We start from the raw sequence: 17,041 nt of genomic DNA, 5'->3' as shown, positions 1-17,041 counted from the left end.
ACAGCGAAACGCACCGCACCAACGCACACCAGCGTGTTTGGAGAACAACATGAGTGAAGCAACAGACATCGCGACACACGGGGTGAACCTCACCGACGTCGCCGCATCCAAAGTCCGCACCCTCCTGGAGCAGGAAGGCCGCGACGACCTTCGCTTGCGTGTCGCCGTGCAACCCGGTGGCTGCTCCGGACTCATCTACCAGCTCTACTTCGACGAACGCCTCCTCGACGGCGACGCACTGCGTGACTACGACGGTGTTGAGGTTGTTGTTGACAAAATGAGTGTTCCCTACCTTGACGGTGCCACCATCGACTTCGCTGACACCATCGAACAGCAAGGGTTCACCATCGATAACCCCAACGCAGGTGAAGGGTGTGCCTGCGGAGGATCTTTCGCTTAAGCGCTCCAGCATTGAGGGTCAGGGCTGGCAACCACACACGGTTGCCAGCCCTCACCCATGACATCTTCACTCGATGCTTGTGACAACCGGCATCGACTTAGCGTCAACGGTGGTGTCGACCCCGTGCGCTACAGGACACGCTCAGGACACGACCGTGACAACAAAACGTACCTCCCAGGGGTCGTGAGTGACCTCAGCCGCAGAGCACACATGACCCTTCATTCGCGCCCACGCCGGGATATCCCACTGCGCAGCTGGATCTGAGGCAAGAACCACCACCTCATCGCCCGGTGCCAGCTCTTGGACGTGACGCGCCAAACGCACCACCGGGATCGGACACCGCAACCCGCGTGCATCAACAGTCATCACAAACCATCCACACCTAACTGACTGCGCACCTGGGCAACAACATCAGGAATCTGATGGCACAACCGGTGGACATCGTCCGCGGTGACTGACTTGTCCACCACAAGACGAACGTTACCGTGCGTGAGAACCCCCATCGCAGCGAGCACATGGGAAGGCTGCAGTGTGAGCGATGTACACGCAGAACCCGACCCCACCGCAAAACCTCGCCGATCCCACTCCGTGACCAACGCCTCCCCATCGACGTACAAACACGAAAACGTCACAACATGGGGCAGACGGTTCACCGGATCACCAACGACCTCACAATCCGGCACAAGGGATGCGGCTGCGCGAATCTCATCGACAAAGCCCGCGGAGCGCGCCGCCCACTCCTGTCGTTCCCGTTCGGCTTCGCCAAGGGTGACCGCTGCAGCGAACACAGCGGGGATATTCACCGTTCCTGGGAACCACGGTTCCGTGTCCTCAGGCCAATTTCTTGCGATGCGCGTGCGTGCGCGGACCCCCGCGATCCCCACCCCGTGCCCACCACCCCAATCGGCTGGTTGAGCTAACACAACATCCCCGTAAGCTGGCGGTGCGATGTGGCCAATACTGGCCCCCGCATCGACAATCAGAGGAATGCCGTGGGCTTTCGCCGCCTGCGCGACGATGTCCACAGGTTGGGTTGTCCCCACCTCATGGTTGGCGGCCTGCAACACCGCCGCAGCAATACCATCTGAGCCGAGCTCCGAAACAAACGCGTCGGCGTCGACACGGCCATGCGAATCGACGCCGACCAGCGTCGGGGTGGCCCCATGAAATGTGGCCGCGTTGATGAGTGCCGCTCGCTCCACTGCCGACATCACAAGGCCCGTTCCAACCCTTCGCCGCCCCCTCAGCACTGCCCCAACCGTGCGGTGAGCCACCTCAACGAGTGAGGGCCCGATGTGCACTTCAGATGGATGGAAGCCAAGAACGGAGGCGATGGCTTCACGGGCGGCGTCCAGGAGCGCGGCTGCGCGGCGTGATTCGGAGTTGAGGCGGCGCGGGTCTGCCCATCCATCGTCGAGAGCTTGGAGGTAGGCCGTACGTCCCAGCTCGGTGATGCGCTGATTTCCGCCAGCATCCATGTGAGTGCGGGTAGGGGTGAAGGGTGGGGAGGTGCTTTCCGATGCGCCTGACGCATCAGGCGTGCGGGGTTGCGATGCCATGCCTATGCCTCTTCCTTACTGCACTTTTGTGAAAATCTCGCGGGAAAGGTCACAAAGAAATCTGGATTCTGACACACCTTCTCCATCTGTGATGAACTTGACGTCGTGCGGCCATTCTCACACGGAATCTGCGGGTCCGATTCCACCTTCCACCACATTGCGCGATACGCTAACAGGTGTCGAGGACGAAGGTCCTGTGTGATGCCCGAAAACGGGTCGGGCGCAGGACGTGAAGTGAAAGGCTCCCCCCTTGAGCTCGCAAAAACCAACTAACAGCACAACACGACGCGGTCGCCTACTCGGTCTCACCGCGATCGTTGCGCTGAGCATCGCTGGATGCTCCCCAGAAGCCAAGCGCGGTTACATGCCGGGATACGAAGACGGTCCCGTCACCAACATGACCGACCGCATCACCAACCTCTGGGTTGGATCCTGGGTCGTAGCGCTCATCATCGGGATCCTGGTATGGGGTCTGACAATCTGGTGCATTGTCGCCTACCGCAAGCGCCGCGGAGATAACCAACTCCCCGTACAAACCCGGTACCACCTGCCACTAGAAATCTTGTACACCGCAGTACCAGTGGTCATGGTCGGCGTTCTCTTTTTCTATACACAGCGTGACATGACCGCCATCCGGGACACCTCGGCAGAGCCAGCCGTCGAAATTGAAGTGTACGGAAAACAATGGAGCTGGGACTTTAACTACCTCACCGACGATGTCTACGACTACGGCATTCACGCGGAAAACGTTGGTGAACTGGAAGGAAGTCTTGGGGCGCCCGGAACCCACGAAACATTCCCCACCCTCTACCTGCCCGTAGGGGAGCCCGTCGAGTTCACCCTGAAATCACGCGACGTCATCCACTCATTCTGGATCCCCGCCTTCCTCGACAAAATGGACATGGTCCCAGGGCGTGTCAACACCTGGCAAGTCACCCCGCTCCGTGAAGGGATCTACGCCGGAAAGTGCGCAGAACTCTGTGGAGAATTCCACTCTGGAATGCTCTTCAACGTGGCTGTGGTCTCACGCGAAGAATATGACGCGCACATGGAAGAACTACGCGCTGAAGGAAACACCGGTCGCCTCGACGACAGCTACTCACGTCTGCAGGCCAACGACTCAGACTCAGCGGAAGGAAGCGACAACTGATGGCTGAGAAAAACTACGTCCCAGGCCTTTCAGCAGGGCGTCAAAGCCTTGGCGGTACAATCGTCAAATGGATCACCTCTACTGACCACAAGACGATCGGGTACATGTACCTGATCGCCTCGTTCATCTTCTTCTGCATCGGTGGCCTCATGGCCCTGGTTATTCGTGCTGAACTCTTTGAACCTGGCATCCAAATCGTTCAGAGCAACGAGCAGTACAACCAACTGTTCACCATGCACGGAACGATCATGCTCCTGCTCTTCGCGACCCCGTTGTTCGCGGGTTTTGCCAACGTCCTGGTTCCGCTCCAAATTGGTGCCCCAGACGTTGCCTTTCCCCGGTTGAACGCATTCGCGTTTTGGCTCTTCCTTTTTGGTGGGATCATTGCATCTTCGGGGTTCTTCACACGTCAAGGCGCAGCCTCCTTCGGTTGGTTCGCCTACGCCCCGCTCTCAAGCACGACCTACAGTCCAGGGCTCGGTGGTGACTTGTGGGTGTTTGGGCTCGCGCTTGGTGGGTTTGGAACAATCCTTGGTGCAGTCAACTTCATCACGACGATCATCACGATGCGTGCCCCCGGTATGACGATGTTCCGGATGCCGATCTTCACGTGGAACACCCTCGTGACCTCGATGCTCATCCTGATGGCGTTCCCGCCACTTGCCTCCGCCCTCTTCGCGCTGGGAGCTGACCGTCGTTTCGGAGCGCAAATCTTCAACCCCGAAAACGGCGGGGCAATTCTGTGGCAGCACCTCTTTTGGTTCTTTGGTCACCCCGAGGTATACATCATCGCGTTGCCGTTCTTCGGGATCGTGTCTGAAATCTTCCCTGTTTTCTCTCGCAAGCCAATCTTTGGCTACAAAGGCTTGATCTACGCAACCATTGCGATCGCAGCGCTCTCCGTGACCGTGTGGGCCCACCACATGTATGTGACTGGAGCTGTACTTCTCCCGTTCTTCGCCTTCATGACCATGGCGATTGCTATCCCAACCGGTGTGAAGTTCTTCAACTGGATTGGGACAATGTGGCGCGGAAAGATCACCTTCGAAACCCCGATGCTGTGGGCACTAGGATTCCTCGTGACCTTCCTCTTTGGTGGATTGACCGGGGTGATCCTGGCCAGCCCAGCCATGGACTTCCACATCTCTGACACCTACTTCGTGGTTGCACACTTCCACTACGTTGTCTTTGGAACAGTCGTGTTTGCCATGTTCGCTGGATTCTACTTCTGGTGGCCCAAGTTCACCGGAAAGATGTTGAATGAGCGACTTGGAAAAGTCCACTTCTGGTTGCTGTTTATCGGATTTCACACCACATTCCTCATCCAGCACGTCCTCGGTGTGATCGGTATGCCGCGTCGCTACGCTGATTACCTCCAAGAAGACGGTTTCACCTTCATGAACCAGGTCTCCACGGTCGGATCATTTGTTCTTGCTGCATCCACATTGCCGTTCCTGTGGAACGTTTACGTCACCGCGAAGAACGCTCCTCGGGTGACAGTTGATGACCCATGGGGATTTGGCGCTTCTTTGGAGTGGGCAACATCATGCCCACCACCACGACACAACTTCACGTCACTACCACGGATCCGCTCTGAGCGACCAGCACTCGACCTGCACTACCCCGAGATCGAAGCAATGGAACATAAGGTGCCAGGGCAGACCCCACTTGACGATGTGTACGGTGAAGCAGACCGAACCGGCCAAGAACAAGTCACCCATGAACGCGTCCAAAAGAAGGATGGTCACTGATGAAGATCGAAGCGAACCTCTTCACCTACCTCACCCCCTTCTTCGTTGTCGTGACTCTGGTCTACGGGTTCATGACCGAATGGCAAGAACCAGTAGGTGTCACAGCGTTGGCACTCACTGGGGGACTCGTCCTCATGGTGGGTTGGTATCTGTCACGAACAGCTAAGCACATCGATCCCCGTCCAGAAGATGACCCGGAAGGGGACATCTCCCAGGGAGCAGGACCACAAGGGTTCTACTCACCGTGGAGTTGGTGGCCTATCGGGCTCGCAGGCACCGCGTCAATCTGCTTCCTTGGTCTTGCTGCTGGTTGGTGGATTTTTTACATCGGGGCGGCTCTTGGCGTGATCACCCTTGTTGGGTGGGTCATGGAGTACTCACGCGGTAACCACGCTCACTAACACCCAGACTGCACAACAAAGACCAGTGTCCCTGCCGCTATTCGGCAGGGACACTGGTCTTTGTTGAGGTGTCCCGTGCGACGCTCCACCCGCTATTCTTCGCAGGCGTGTCTCTCTCAATGGGCAGATAACAAAGGGGGTATCCGACCGGATACCCCCTTCGTTCAGTGTGATCACATCACGGGACGATGAGACCTTGAGTTTGGGTGCGTGCACGCTCGAACCGTGCGCCTGCATCCTTCCAGTTCACAATGTTCCACCAAGCAGTGACGTAGTCTGCACGCACATTCTGGTAGTCCAAGTAGTATGCGTGCTCCCAGACGTCCAGCAGAACGATGGGCGTGAGGCCCATGGGGATGTTGCCCTGTTGGTCGTACAACTGCACGATAATGAGCTTCTTCCCCAGGGAATCCCAGGCGAGAATGGCCCACCCAGAACCTTGAACACCTGCCGCTACTGCAGCGAAGTGTTTCTTGAACGCCTCAAATGAGCCGAATTGCTCAGCGAGCGCGGCGGCGAGGTCACCCTCTGGTTCTCCACCTTCTGGTGAGAGGTTCTCCCAAAAAGCAGTGTGGTTGACGTGACCGCCTAGGTTGAACGCAAGGTTCTTCTCGAGCTGGTTGACCGTGGCAAAGTCACCTTTGTCACGGGCTTCAGCGAGCTGTTCCAGCGCAGTGTTTGCACCAGTGACATAAGCCTGGTGGTGCTTGGAGTGGTGAAGCTCCATGATACGGCCGGAAATGTGCGGTTCCAATGCACCGTAGTCATAGGACAGTTCTGGCAGCGTGTATACGCCCATGCCTTCTACCTCCAGTAGATTGTGTGAAGATGACCCGCCCAAGGGGAGGGGCCGTTGTGTCAACGACAAAGCCCGCGACACAGTCCCGCTAAGAGCGAGACCATGGCGCGGGCTTCTCGTTCAACCTTGCATCACCGTGCGGTGATAACGCTGGTCACGTTCACCTCGTGAACGATTGTTTCAGTGACCAAGCGAAGGCTTTGTCTCGCCTGACTCAAGTTCACCCTGTTCGTGGTGCTGGTGCAACTCGGAGGGGCGAACCGGTTCCACGCGGTCCTCATAGAAGAACTGCGACAGACGTTGCCAGCGGCGGTCAGCGGCGTAGCCTTTACGGCGGACACCACGAGAGTCCTCTGCTGGTTCGATCTCAAGCGGTTTGTGTGCTGGATAGTTCACGCGCACCCACCGTTCTTGTTCGCTGAGTGGCTTATGGACCTCGATGTATTCACCGTTGGCAAACCGGAAGATTCCCCCACTCTCATGACCATGGAGAACAATTTCGCGGTCCTTACGCTGCAACGCAAGGCACATGCGTTTAGTCACCATAAAGGCGGCGACTGGAGCAGCGAAGAACGCGATACGCAGCACCCAAGTGATGAGGTTGAGCGACATGTCGAAATGGGTTGCAATCAAGTCGTTCGACCCGGCAACAGCGAGGACAACAAACGCCACGATGATGGCTACACCAATGCCGGTCCGTGTGGGGACGTTGCGTGGGCGGTCAAGAACATGGTGCTCATTCTTGTCGGCGGTGACCTTGGCTTCAATGAACGGGTACAACGCCAAGATAGTGAACAGCAAGCCCGGAATAACAACAGCCGGGATCAGCACGTTCAAGGAGAGCGTGTAGCCGGCAATGACATATTCGGTCTGTCCCGGCATCAAACGAAGGGAACCTTCGAGGAACAACATGTACCAGTCAGGTTGCGCACCAGCTGACACAGGGGAGGGGTCATAGGGCCCATAGTTCCACACGTTGTTGATGGACATCACCCCACCCATCAGTGCGAGTACACCGAAGACGACGAAGAAGAATCCACCAGCTTTTGCCACGTAGACCGGGAACAGTGGGAACCCGACAACGTTCTTGTCAGTGCGTCCACCGCCAGGGTACTGAGTGTGTTTGTGGAGCACCACAAACAACAGGTGCAGTGCAATGAGCGACAAAATCAGTGCGGGAACGACCATGACGTGCAAGGCGAACAAGCGCGGAATGATGTCTTCGCCGGGGAACTCGCCACCGAAAACGAAGTACGACAGGTACGAACCCAAAATCGGAATAGATTTAACGACACCGTCAGTGATGCGTAGCCCGTTACCAGACAGAACATCATCGGGCAGAGAGTACCCAGTGAAACCAGCCAGAAGACCAAGGATCATCAGGACAAACCCAACCAGCCAGTTCAACTCGCGCGGCTTACGGAACGCACCGGTAAAGAACACGCGCATCATGTGCGTCACAATCGCAGCCATGAACAGTAGCGCTGCCCAGTGGTGAATCTGACGCATCAGCAGACCGCCACGAACCTCGAACGAAATCTTCAAGGTTGAGGCAAAGGCTTCGGACATGAGTTGCCCGTCCATGGATTCCACTGGGCCGTGGTATTCGATGAGCCCCATTGAGGGAACAAAGAACATTGTGAGGAAGAACCCAGAAATCAACAGGACCACAAAGGAGTACAGGGCAATCTCACCAAGCATAAATGACCAGTGGTCAGGAAATACTTTGCGGGAAAACTCTTTGACAGCTTTGCCAAGACCCGTGCGTTGATCCAGGTAATCAGCGGTTGCGCCCAGGGGCGTCGAGGGGGAAGTCGTTGTCACTTGAGACGCTCCCAGTAACTTGGGCCAATAGGTTCATTGAAGTCATCTTGCGCAATGAGGTAACCCTCGGAATCCACTGCGATAGGAAGCTGAGGCAGCGGACGCTTAGCCGGGCCAAAGACAACCTTCGCGCCATCGGAGACATCGAAGGTTGATTGGTGGCAAGGGCACAGAAGATGGTGAGTCTGTTGTTCGTACAACGCAACAGGGCAACCAACATGGGTGCAAATCTTGGAGTAAGCGACAATGCCGTCATACGACCAACTCTTGCGTTCTTCAGATTCCTTGAGGTCCGCAGGGTCCATACGTACAAGGAGAACAACGGCCTTAGCCTTCTCCGTGATCCAGTGGTGGCTGCGGCGTTCCTCTTCAGGTGCCTCTGGGATGATGTGAACGACAGACCCGATCGTGACATCAGATGCCTTGACTGGACGACCCGCTGGGTCGGTGGTGAGTCGGGTTCCTTTCTTCCACATTGTGTGGCGGAACTTTGACACATCCCAGTCTTTTCCAACAGATCCAATCAGCGGAACTGCGATCGTCAACGGGAAAAGACCCAGAGCGGTAATGACTGACCCTTTGAGGACGGTGCGACGCCCAATATTTGCGTCTTTCACCCCGTCGTTGAGCTTTGTCAGCGCTGCTTCGCGAGTTGGCGCATCTGAGGCAGTAAGGTGCCGCTCCTCGACCACTTCATGATCGGACATCAGGGATTTAGCCCAGTGAATTGCTGCCAGTCCAATTCCCATCAACGACAGGAATAGGGTGACGCCCAAAGCAATGTTCGCGTTGCGAACACTGTCAGTTGTTTCATTAGGGACAACAAGGAAATAGGCGAGTAGTGAACCGATCGTGCCGAGAATCGACACAGCGAACAGCCCCACGACAATGCGTTCTGACCGCTTGGCTGCAACTGGATCTGTGTCGCCCATACGCAACTTGTGTTCTGGTAGACCAGGGTCTTGAAACGTGCTTTGTGTCGGTGAAGTTGTAACAAGTTCGTTGTCGCTCATGACGACTTAGCTCCAATCCACACAGCAGCTCCGATGAGCAGACCCATTCCAACAACCCACACCCAGACGCCCTCAGAGACGGGGCCGAGCGAACCAAGAGAAATACCCCCGGCAGAGCCCTCTTTCTGCGTATCAATGAACGCGATGATGTCGCGTTTTTCTTCTGGGGTCAGAGTGGCATCGTTGAACACGGGCATGTTCTGGGGGCCAGTTTGCATTGCTTCATACAGATGCACAGGCGTGGTCTGACGAATATCTGGAGCCCATTTACCCTCTGACAATGCTCCACCTGCACCAACAGCGTTGTGGCACATCGCGCAGTTCGTGCGGAACAAGGCTGCACCATTGGAAGCGTCGCCGAGTTCAGGATCAATCGCGTCGTCCACTGGGATGGCAGGGCCAGGGCCAAGAGAAGCAACATACGCAGCGAGTTGCGCAGTTTGCTCTTCATTCATCTGCGGTGGCTTCACCTCAGCCTGTGGACCAGTCATCTGCATAGGCATACGACCTGTTCCCACTTGGAAATCCACTGCAGCGGCTCCCACACCAATGAGAGATGGAACAGTTGACGTCCCTTCCGCATTGATGCCATGGCAGGTTGCGCAGTTAGCAATAAACAGCTTCTTGCCCTCGTCGATGTCTTGGTTTGTTGCCGTATCGGCCTGAGCAGAGTCAGTGGCAAATGCCGCATACACTCCACCAATGGCGATGAGCGCCAACATCACGAGCACGACCGGTGTAAACCGGTGGTGTCTACGGGCAGCGAGTGCCTTCACGAATCGATCCTCGTCTCGCTTCATGGGGATTGGTAGGTACATATTGATGCGGTGGTGGGCGTCAATGTCCACCACCGCTGCCTGCTTAACGCAGGAAGTAAATAACGAAAAACAGTCCGAGCCAGACAACATCAACGAAGTGCCAGTAATACGACACGACGATGCCTGTGGTTGCCTCACGGTGTCCAAAGTTCTTGGCAGAAAAGGATCGACCAAGGAGGAGGAGGAACGCAATCAAACCGCCGAGGACGTGAAGTCCGTGGAAACCGGTGGCGAGGTAGAACACAGAACCATACGGGCTCGAGGAGATAGTGAGTCCGTGTTGAACAAGTTCTGCATACTCGAACACCTGTCCGGCGACGAAGAAGGATCCCATGAGGAACGTGAGTGTCATCCACTCGTTCATGCCCCATTTAGTGATCTGGAGCAAGGATCCAGTACGAACCGGCTGGAAGCGTTCAGCAGCGAACACGCCAAACTGGCATGTAAATGAGGACGCAACAAGAACAGCGGTGTTGATCATGGCAAAGGTGAGGTTGAGGTGTCCCGTCCCCTCACTCCACTGTTCTGCCGGCACTGTGGCGCGAATGGTGAAGTACATCGCAAAAAGTCCAGCGAAGAACATGAGTTCGCTAGACAGCCAAACGATGGTCCCGACCGACACTGGGTTGGGACGATTCACACTGACGTGGTGTTGTGCTTTGGGAGCAGCCGTTTCAGTCGACACAGTCCCATTATTGCCGATGTTCCCCCGTTGGTGGGCCCTTAGACCCACCGAAAAGCGTTGTTCAATGTCACAAAGTTGAAGGAATCCTGGAGATCCTGCGCTTCTTGTGACGGAACACTTGCCAGTGTCACATAAAAGGGGGTGGGTCTTTCGGCCCCGGCGACTGTGCTGCCAAGGCGGTGTTTCCTCATCGTGACACGACAGGGGGTGATGCACACCTCAGCCGGTAGGATGAACGTCGAGGATCTGTTGCATCGCTTGATCAGCAATCCACGGCACTGTAGGTAACTGTAGGCAACAGGTCGGACACACCGTCGTGCACGAACCAGTCAAAGGATAGAGGGCAACATGAGCGCTGACTCCACCACCACTACACGTTCTGTGCTTTTGTACAGCGATGATGCGCCTGTTCGGGCGCAGGTTCGGCAAGCACTAGGAAGTCACGTAGGAGACATTGACCTAGAGTGGCACGAAGTTGCCACCTATGACGCTCTCGTTGAACGAGTCATCCCGGGTCGTTTTGATCTGCTCATTCTTGACGGTGAAGCGCGCAAAGCGGGAGGGATGGGGGTTGCACGAGAACTGAAAAACCAGGTGTACAACTGCCCCCCGATTCTTGTCCTCACCGGACGGGCGCAGGATGCTTGGCTCGCGTCCTGGTCGTTGGCAGATGCAGTTGTCCCACGCCCACTTGACGCGTTGACGCTGAGCGACACCGTAGAAGGCCTACTCGAGGGCTCATTGCAGCAGGGAGTGAATGTTCAATGACGCAGACTCGGACCTGGCCTGATACAACCGCCGCGTTGATTGCGGGGAATGATCTCACCGTCGCCGACGCTCAATGGGCAATGGCGCAGGTCATGAGTGGCACTGCCTCGCCGGTGCAGCTTGCCGGTTTTCTCGTTGCATTACGCGCAAAAGGGGAGACCGTCAACGAAATGCTCGGGCTTTCTCAAGCCATGCTGGACAACGCTGTGCCTTATCCCGACCTGGAGCATTCCCAGCAAGCAGTGGACATCGTGGGAACAGGAGGCGACCGGCTCCACACCGTGAATATTTCCACGATGGCAGCTGTGGTGATCGCTTCCAGTGGTGTTCCAGTCGTCAAACACGGTAACCGTGCGTCATCGTCCTCATCAGGTTCAGCAGATGTTCTTGAAGCGTTGGGACTCCCTCTAGATCACACCCCTGCAGAGGTCGCGCGTATTGGCCGTGAGGTTGGCATGACCTTCTGCTTCGCGCAAACATTCCATCCGTCGATGCGCCACGCAGCAGTTGCTCGCCGTGAGCTAGGTTTTGCCACGGCGTTCAATTTCCTTGGTCCCATCACGAACCCTGGCCGTCCACGTGCGGCGGCTGTGGGGGTCGCTGATGCGGCAATGGCTCCCATCACTGCTGGCGTCTTTGCGTCACGTGGTACGCAAGCGTTGGTCTTTCGAGGGGCGCATGGTCTTGATGAACTCGCGGCGCTTGGCCCCACTGACATGTGGGATGTGCGTGATGGAAAGGTCACCCATAGTGTTCTCGATCCGGTGAAGGAGTTAGGTTTGGAGCCCATCACGGTCGATGACATTCGGGGCGGAACAGCCGCAGAAAACGCTGACGTTGCGGCCCGCATTTTTTCCGGTGAACTCCATGGGGCAATCCGTGACACTGTGATTGCCAACGCTGCTGCTGGGCTCGTTGCCGACGGTACGCGCACCGGTGATGGCGCTCTTGTTGACCGGCTTACTGTCGGGATGCGCATCGCTCGCGACGCAATTGACAGTGGTGCTACTCAACAACTGATCGACACCTGGCGGCGGGTTGCCGCTGCCCCCGACCATGGGACAAGCATCGTTTAGTGCCCACGAGGTCTGCGGGTCAGGTATCGAGCCCCAGATCGAACGCAACATCGAGGTCATGTTGTGAAAATTCACGGAACGCAAGATAGGTGCGAGTTTTGATCACGCCTTGTGTCTTTCCAATACGGTCAGCAATGACGTGAGCAAACTCGTGGTGGTCAGCTACACGGACAATGGCGATGAGGTCAACATCACCAGTGACTGAGTACACATCGGAGACCCCGTCAATGGTCGCGACCTCGGTTGCAACCTCCGGGATAAGGGCCTGATCGGTATCGATCATGACAATTGCAGTGGGCATTGTTCTCCTCCTAGCGTTGTCACGCATCCACAAGGCGCCAGTGCCTCCGCCACGCGTGGGGTGGGTGGTGAACCGTACCGGTTCACCACCCACAATAGCTGACCGTGCCGTATGAGTGTCCGGTTAGTCAACTCGCTTCACGTCGGCATACAAGCTATCAACTTCACGTGAGTAGTCGCGGAGAACTTCGGTCCGCTTGACTTTCAGCGAGGGGGTCAAATAGCCGTTATCGACGGTGAAATCAGTGTCGAGGACAACGTACTTTCGGATGGATTCAGCGCGGGAGACTGCTTTATTTGCTCGCTCAATTGCTTGATCGAGCGCGGCGCGAACGTGTGCAGTCTCCTTTGCCTGGCTGACCGACATTGCAGGGTGCCCATGGGCGCTGAGCCATCCAGGCAGAGCCTCTGCGTCAAGGGTGATCATGGCAGCAATGAACGGTTGTCCGTCACCAACCACAACAACCTGACTCACAAGAGGGTGAGAACGCACCCGGTCTTCAAGCACTGCAGGTGCGACATTTTTCCCACCTGCAGTCACAATGATTTCCTTCTTGCGTCCCGTGATGCGTAGATACCCATCCTCATCGAGTGAACCCAAATCGCCGGTTCGGAACCACTCACCATCAAACGCAAGCCGTGTTGCTTCATCGTTGTTGTGGTACTGCGAGAACACGTGTGGGCCGCGGACCAGGATCTCGCCATCGGCATCGACTCGAATCGCGCACCCTGGGAGCGGGGGCCCAACTGTGCCAATCTTCACCCGATCAGGCACGTTGACTGCAGTGGGTGCGGTGGTTTCTGTCAGGCCGTACCCTTCCAACACCACAAGCCCTGCACCGCGGAAGAAGTGTCCAAGGCGTTCTCCTAACGCTGCCCCGCCGGAGATCGCGTATTGCGCGTGTCCCCCCAAGGCCGCACGAAGCTTGGACAAGACGAGTTTGTCAGCTATGCGGTGTTGGACTCTCAAACCTAACGAAGGCCCATGCGGAGTGTCACGTGCTCGCGAAAAGGCAATTGACGCCCGCGCCGCCCAGTGGAAAATCTTCCCTTTTCCTCCTGCGACAGCCTTTTGCTCGGAGGCGTTGTAGACCTTTTCGAACACCCTAGGTACAGACAAAATGTACGTCGGTTGAAATGAGGCAAGGGCTGGTAACAGGTCTTTGGTGTCGGACACGTGGCCCAACACTGACCCACCGGGGATGACAAGAACGTGAATGAACCGGGCAAAGACGTGTGCAAGCGGCATGAAAAGCAGTGTGCGTCGTGCACCGTAGTCGAGGACTTCACGCAGCCGCGTTGCTGCGTTGTCGGATAGCTCGTAGAAGTTTCGGTGGTTGAGACACACTCCTTTAGGGCGTCCTGTTGTTCCGGAGGTGTAAATGATGGTGGCGAGAGAGTCGAGGGTGGCAAGACTGGCTCGATGGTTGCGTTCTTCTTCTGGGACTTCGGCCCCACGAGCACGCAATTCGCTGATGGCACCATTGTCAATGACGAGGCTGTCTGAAAGCTGGGGAGCATTGTCAAACGCCTCGCTTGCCACCGAGTGAAGTTGTTCATTTTCAACAATGAGCAACTTCACTCCGGCATCTTGCAGGATCCATTCGACTTGTTCAGCACTTGAGGTTTCGTAGAGCGGCACTGTCACAGCGCCTGCTGCCCAAATTGACCAATCAAGAAGTGACCACTCATAGCGTGTGCGTGACATGATGCCGACACGATCGCCAGGCTCAATTCCTGAGGCGATCAATCCTCGTGCAACGCCGTGGACTTCCTCAAGGAAATCTGACGCTGTGATTGCAGACCAGGTCCCTTGGGGTGACATCACTTCCATGATGGTCCCTTGTGGGTCAGCGGTGACCCGGCGGGCGAGGAGGTCATTGAGGTTGTGTTGAGGATTGACCTCAACGAGTGGGGGAGTTATTGCTTCGTCCATTCTGGCTCCTTCGACAGTGGGCGACGTTGAGGGAAATATACCAGCCCAGCGGGATGTGCATCACACTCACCTCATTGAGTAGTCTTGTCAGGTCATACTTCTTGGACTGCAGCGGTGCGAGCGTGGTCCGGTAGTTCTTCAGGTGAGCGAGGGAAAGTACATGCACGCCATTGGCGTTGATATCGGCGGAACAAAAATCGCCGCAGGTGTGGTTGACGAATTCGGCAACATTTTGGCTCAGACTCGTGTGGCGACAGCTGCGGGTGATCCGGCAAGTATTGACGCTTCGATTGCGCAAGTGTGCGAGATTCTAGCGGCTGAGCACACGGTTGGTGCCATCGGATTGGCTGCGGCAGGGTTTTGTTCACCTGACCGAACGTCAGTTCAATTTGCCCCCAACATCATGTGGCGTGACTACCCTATTGCGGACAAAGTCCGTGCACTGTTGGGAACAGAGATCCCTATTGTGGTGGAAAACGATGCCAATGCTGCCGGGTGGGCTGAGTACCGTTTTGGGGCCGCTCGTGAAGCTACAGACATGTTGATGCTGACTATCGGGACGGGCCTTGGTGGCGCCTTGGTGGTTAATGATCAATTGGTTCGCGGCCGGTATGGGGTTGGTGGCGAGGTCGGTCACATGCGTGTCGTCCCTAATGGGCACACATGCGGGTGTGGCCATGATGGCTGCTGGGAGCAGTATGCGTCGGGATCAGCTCTCGTGCGCGAGGCGCGAGCGATGGCCATTAAGTCGCCGCAGCGAGCGCAACTTCTCATTGATCTTGCTGGTGGAGATGTTGAGTTGATTACGGGTCCTTTGGTGACGACCGCCGCACAGCAGGGCGATGAGTTCTCCCAGTCTCTTCTTGCCGAGTTGGGTCGCTGGATCGGTGAAGGAGCAGCATCTGTTGCTGCTTTGTTAGACCCTGAGGTGGTTGTTATTGGGGGTGGGGTTGCGGCTGCGGGGAATCTCCTCCTCCAACCGTCTATCGATGCGTTTGTGACGTCGCTGCCTGCCCGTGGGCACCGGGTGGAGGCTCGATTTGCGTTGGCGAAGATGGGGAACGAGGCAGGCATTGTGGGCGCCGCCGATCTTGCTCGACAGTAGCAGCGTCACGCATGTGCGGTGCCTCTAGACGCGGGCACCGGGATCTGTGGGATCGTTGTCGTCGTGTCGCATCCGGAAGATGAGAAGTGATGCACCGAGGAGCGCGATCCCTGCGCTGAGAGCGACATGGACGGGTGTAGTGCTAGAAAGGACAACACCCGTCCAGAGGAAGCCAAGGACGCCTAGTGCGACAAGGAACCACCCTACTTGGAGAACTTTGTCCCCGGTGAGGTCCAGTGGTGGGTCGGGGGGTATGAACGCGTCGATCTGTGCGAGTTCTTCATCGTCGTCGTGCCAGTCACGAGGTCCAGGTTGTGTCACTGGTGTGGGCGGGGTTTCTCTGTTTGGTGCGTCACGCTGCGTTGGCCGCGATGTGATCGCAGTTTCCTCCACGGGAGAGTTCGTGGAAAGATTCTCTAAGTCCGCAACAATCTCGCGCCACGCCCGATCGATGTTGTCGTCAGGTGGGGAGTGGTGTTCGGGGGTGTTGGCTGGAGGCTGTGACTCATCAGGCGTAGGCTCTGACTCGAAGCGGTCGTCATGTGGTGCAGGCATAGCTATAACTCTAGAGACTACAGCGAGTCCCGCTACCGCGAGGAACTCGAGGAGGCCCCTTGTTCTACTGGTTGATGAAGCGTGTGTTCGTTGGCCCCCTGCTCCGGTTATTGTTTAGGCCGTGGATTAAGGGTGCTGAGAACATACCTGGGGATGGGCCAGCCATTATTGCGTCTAATCACTTGGCTGTCATTGACTCCTTTATTTTGCCGTTGCTTATTGATCGTGAGATTGTCTTTATTGGCAAGTCAGAATATTTCACTGGCAAGGGCTTAAAGGGGCGTATGACCGCGGGTTTTATGCGCGGTGTGGGAACTATTCCCGTGGATCGATCGGGTGGCCGGGCAAGCGAAGGTGCGCTACGCACAGGGCTGAAACGGCTTGGCGAGGGTGGACTTTTCGGTATCTACCCTGAAGGTACGCGCTCCCCTGACGGGCGGCTGTATCGGGGCAAGACAGGTGTTGCACGTCTGGCGTTGGAATCCGGTGCGCCGGTCATCCCTGTGGCTATGGTGGGCACTGATGTGGCCCAGCCCATTGGGAGGGTCATCCCAAAAATCATGCGATTAGGCGCGGTTGTTGGGGAGCCTCTTGATTTTTCACGCTATCAGGGTATGGAAAATGACAGGTTTATTTTGCGGTCTGTCACCGATGAGATCATGTATTCGCTGATGACTTTGTCCGGTCAGGAGTATGTGGACATGTATGCAGCCACAGCGAAGGCGCGTATTTCTGCGGGGCTTCCGGTTGAACGGTCTGTGTCCTCTGAAGCGCCGGGTGGGCGCCCTGCCCCGCAGGTTGATGTGCCCATGCCTCCAGACGATGATGCTCCTACTGACACACCTAAGTCCCACACTGTGTGATGGGACGTCTACTAACCTCACTGGCAGTGCTCTGTCGT

Annotated in this window: 18 protein-coding genes; 8 read left to right on the top strand and 10 right to left on the bottom strand. The window is 56.6% G+C overall.

All coding sequences use genetic code 11. The annotated features are described in order from the left end of the window. Positions 1 to 49 precede the first annotated feature (49 nt). Positions 50 to 400: a HesB/IscA family protein gene (locus JDEN_RS07335; protein ID WP_015771734.1), complete on the top strand. Its 351-nt coding sequence runs from the start codon at positions 50 to 52 to the stop codon at positions 398 to 400. A 141-nt stretch (positions 401 to 541) separates the two neighbouring features. On the opposite strand, the gene JDEN_RS07330 is transcribed toward JDEN_RS07335, so the two are convergent. Both JDEN_RS07330 and JDEN_RS07325 read right to left on the bottom strand, forming a co-directional pair. Further along, on the bottom strand, positions 542 to 766 hold the full coding sequence (locus JDEN_RS07330; protein ID WP_015771733.1) for a sulfurtransferase TusA family protein: 225 nt from the start codon (positions 764 to 766) through the stop codon (positions 542 to 544). Next, on the bottom strand, positions 766 to 1,959 hold the full coding sequence (locus tag JDEN_RS07325; protein WP_015771732.1) for an aminotransferase class V-fold PLP-dependent enzyme: 1,194 nt from the start codon (positions 1,957 to 1,959) through the stop codon (positions 766 to 768). Before JDEN_RS07325 ends, JDEN_RS07330 begins: the two co-directional genes overlap by 1 nt. A 250-nt stretch (positions 1,960 to 2,209) precedes the next feature. Here JDEN_RS07325 and ctaC point away from each other — a divergent pair, with 250 nt between their 5' ends. Genes ctaC through JDEN_RS07310 form a run of 3 tightly spaced genes read left to right on the top strand, consistent with a single transcriptional unit; the run spans position 2,210 to position 5,261 of the window. Continuing rightward, complete coding sequence (gene ctaC / locus JDEN_RS07320) at positions 2,210 to 3,109, top strand: aa3-type cytochrome oxidase subunit II (protein WP_015771731.1); 900 nt, start codon at positions 2,210 to 2,212, stop codon at positions 3,107 to 3,109. Beyond that, positions 3,109 to 4,860, top strand: a complete 1,752-nt coding sequence (gene ctaD / locus JDEN_RS07315) for an aa3-type cytochrome oxidase subunit I (RefSeq protein ID WP_015771730.1) — start codon at positions 3,109 to 3,111, stop codon at positions 4,858 to 4,860. Before ctaC ends, ctaD begins: the two co-directional genes overlap by 1 nt. Further along, entirely contained in the window at positions 4,860 to 5,261 is a 402-nt protein-coding gene (locus JDEN_RS07310; RefSeq protein ID WP_015771729.1) for a cytochrome c oxidase subunit 4, read from the top strand. Before ctaD ends, JDEN_RS07310 begins: the two co-directional genes overlap by 1 nt. A gap of 178 nt (positions 5,262 to 5,439) precedes the next feature. On the opposite strand, the gene JDEN_RS07305 is transcribed toward JDEN_RS07310, so the two are convergent. The 5 genes from JDEN_RS07305 to ctaE form a co-directional block, all read right to left on the bottom strand. After that, a complete protein-coding gene (locus JDEN_RS07305) occupies positions 5,440 to 6,060 on the bottom strand; it encodes a superoxide dismutase (protein ID WP_015771728.1) in 621 nt (206 codons plus the stop codon). Positions 6,061 to 6,240: 180 nt separating this feature from the next. Then, entirely contained in the window at positions 6,241 to 7,884 is a 1,644-nt protein-coding gene (gene qcrB / locus JDEN_RS07300) for a cytochrome bc1 complex cytochrome b subunit (protein ID WP_015771727.1), read from the bottom strand. Beyond that, the gene (qcrA, locus tag JDEN_RS07295; RefSeq protein ID WP_015771726.1) at positions 7,881 to 8,897 is read right to left on the bottom strand and encodes a cytochrome bc1 complex Rieske iron-sulfur subunit; all 1,017 of its coding nucleotides are present in this window, start codon (positions 8,895 to 8,897) and stop codon (positions 7,881 to 7,883) included. The genes qcrB and qcrA overlap by 4 nt, the downstream gene beginning before the upstream one ends. Next, positions 8,894 to 9,673, bottom strand: coding sequence for a cytochrome bc1 complex diheme cytochrome c subunit (qcrC, locus tag JDEN_RS07290; protein ID WP_041288321.1), 780 nt, complete (start codon positions 9,671 to 9,673; stop codon positions 8,894 to 8,896). The genes qcrA and qcrC overlap by 4 nt, the downstream gene beginning before the upstream one ends. Before the next feature lie 85 nt (positions 9,674 to 9,758). After that, entirely contained in the window at positions 9,759 to 10,400 is a 642-nt protein-coding gene (ctaE, locus tag JDEN_RS07285; protein ID WP_015771724.1) for an aa3-type cytochrome oxidase subunit III, read from the bottom strand. Between the two features lie 348 nt (positions 10,401 to 10,748). On the opposite strand from ctaE, the gene JDEN_RS07280 reads away from it, so the two are divergent. Both JDEN_RS07280 and trpD read left to right on the top strand, forming a co-directional pair. Further along, a complete protein-coding gene (locus JDEN_RS07280) occupies positions 10,749 to 11,168 on the top strand; it encodes a response regulator (RefSeq protein ID WP_015771723.1) in 420 nt (139 codons plus the stop codon). Continuing rightward, positions 11,165 to 12,244, top strand: a complete 1,080-nt coding sequence (trpD, locus tag JDEN_RS07275) for an anthranilate phosphoribosyltransferase (RefSeq protein ID WP_015771722.1) — start codon at positions 11,165 to 11,167, stop codon at positions 12,242 to 12,244. Before JDEN_RS07280 ends, trpD begins: the two co-directional genes overlap by 4 nt. Before the next feature lie 19 nt (positions 12,245 to 12,263). On the opposite strand, the gene JDEN_RS07270 is transcribed toward trpD, so the two are convergent. Together JDEN_RS07270 and JDEN_RS07265 are read right to left on the bottom strand one after the other, a co-directional pair. Beyond that, entirely contained in the window at positions 12,264 to 12,545 is a 282-nt protein-coding gene (locus JDEN_RS07270; protein WP_015771721.1) for an Lrp/AsnC family transcriptional regulator, read from the bottom strand. A 123-nt stretch (positions 12,546 to 12,668) separates the two neighbouring features. Then, positions 12,669 to 14,480, bottom strand: coding sequence for an AMP-dependent synthetase/ligase (locus tag JDEN_RS07265; RefSeq protein ID WP_015771720.1), 1,812 nt, complete (start codon positions 14,478 to 14,480; stop codon positions 12,669 to 12,671). Positions 14,481 to 14,640: 160 nt separating this feature from the next. On the opposite strand from JDEN_RS07265, the gene JDEN_RS07260 reads away from it, so the two are divergent. Beyond that, the gene (locus JDEN_RS07260; RefSeq protein ID WP_015771719.1) at positions 14,641 to 15,585 is read left to right on the top strand and encodes an ROK family glucokinase; all 945 of its coding nucleotides are present in this window, start codon (positions 14,641 to 14,643) and stop codon (positions 15,583 to 15,585) included. Between the two features lie 24 nt (positions 15,586 to 15,609). Here JDEN_RS07260 and JDEN_RS07255 read toward each other — a convergent pair whose 3' ends face one another. Then, complete coding sequence (locus JDEN_RS07255) at positions 15,610 to 16,140, bottom strand: hypothetical protein (RefSeq protein WP_015771718.1); 531 nt, start codon at positions 16,138 to 16,140, stop codon at positions 15,610 to 15,612. 59 nt (positions 16,141 to 16,199) lie between these two features. Between JDEN_RS07255 and JDEN_RS07250 the strand changes: the two genes are divergently transcribed. Then, a complete protein-coding gene (locus JDEN_RS07250; protein ID WP_015771717.1) occupies positions 16,200 to 17,003 on the top strand; it encodes a lysophospholipid acyltransferase family protein in 804 nt (267 codons plus the stop codon). The last annotated feature ends 38 nt before the right edge of the window (positions 17,004 to 17,041 follow it).

It is taken from the genome of Jonesia denitrificans DSM 20603 (assembly GCF_000024065.1).
GTDB lineage: Bacteria > Actinomycetota > Actinomycetes > Actinomycetales > Cellulomonadaceae > Jonesia > Jonesia denitrificans.
This window is presented reverse-complemented; position numbering and strand designations above follow the sequence as displayed.

Coding starts and splice junctions, on each gene's coding strand:
- JDEN_RS07335 (WP_015771734.1), top strand. CDS start 50: ATGAGTGAAGCAACAGACATCGCGACACACGGGGTGAACCTCACCGAC.
- JDEN_RS07330 (WP_015771733.1), bottom strand. CDS start 766: ATGACTGTTGATGCACGCGGGTTGCGGTGTCCGATCCCGGTGGTGCGT.
- JDEN_RS07325 (WP_015771732.1), bottom strand. CDS start 1,959: ATGGCATCGCAACCCCGCACGCCTGATGCGTCAGGCGCATCGGAAAGC.
- ctaD (WP_015771730.1), top strand. CDS start 3,109: ATGGCTGAGAAAAACTACGTCCCAGGCCTTTCAGCAGGGCGTCAAAGC.
- JDEN_RS07310 (WP_015771729.1), top strand. CDS start 4,860: ATGAAGATCGAAGCGAACCTCTTCACCTACCTCACCCCCTTCTTCGTT.
- JDEN_RS07305 (WP_015771728.1), bottom strand. CDS start 6,060: ATGGGCGTATACACGCTGCCAGAACTGTCCTATGACTACGGTGCATTG.
- qcrA (WP_015771726.1), bottom strand. CDS start 8,897: ATGAGCGACAACGAACTTGTTACAACTTCACCGACACAAAGCACGTTT.
- JDEN_RS07280 (WP_015771723.1), top strand. CDS start 10,749: ATGAGCGCTGACTCCACCACCACTACACGTTCTGTGCTTTTGTACAGC.
- trpD (WP_015771722.1), top strand. CDS start 11,165: ATGACGCAGACTCGGACCTGGCCTGATACAACCGCCGCGTTGATTGCG.
- JDEN_RS07270 (WP_015771721.1), bottom strand. CDS start 12,545: ATGCCCACTGCAATTGTCATGATCGATACCGATCAGGCCCTTATCCCG.
- JDEN_RS07265 (WP_015771720.1), bottom strand. CDS start 14,480: ATGGACGAAGCAATAACTCCCCCACTCGTTGAGGTCAATCCTCAACAC.
- JDEN_RS07260 (WP_015771719.1), top strand. CDS start 14,641: ATGCACGCCATTGGCGTTGATATCGGCGGAACAAAAATCGCCGCAGGT.
- JDEN_RS07255 (WP_015771718.1), bottom strand. CDS start 16,140: ATGCCTGCACCACATGACGACCGCTTCGAGTCAGAGCCTACGCCTGAT.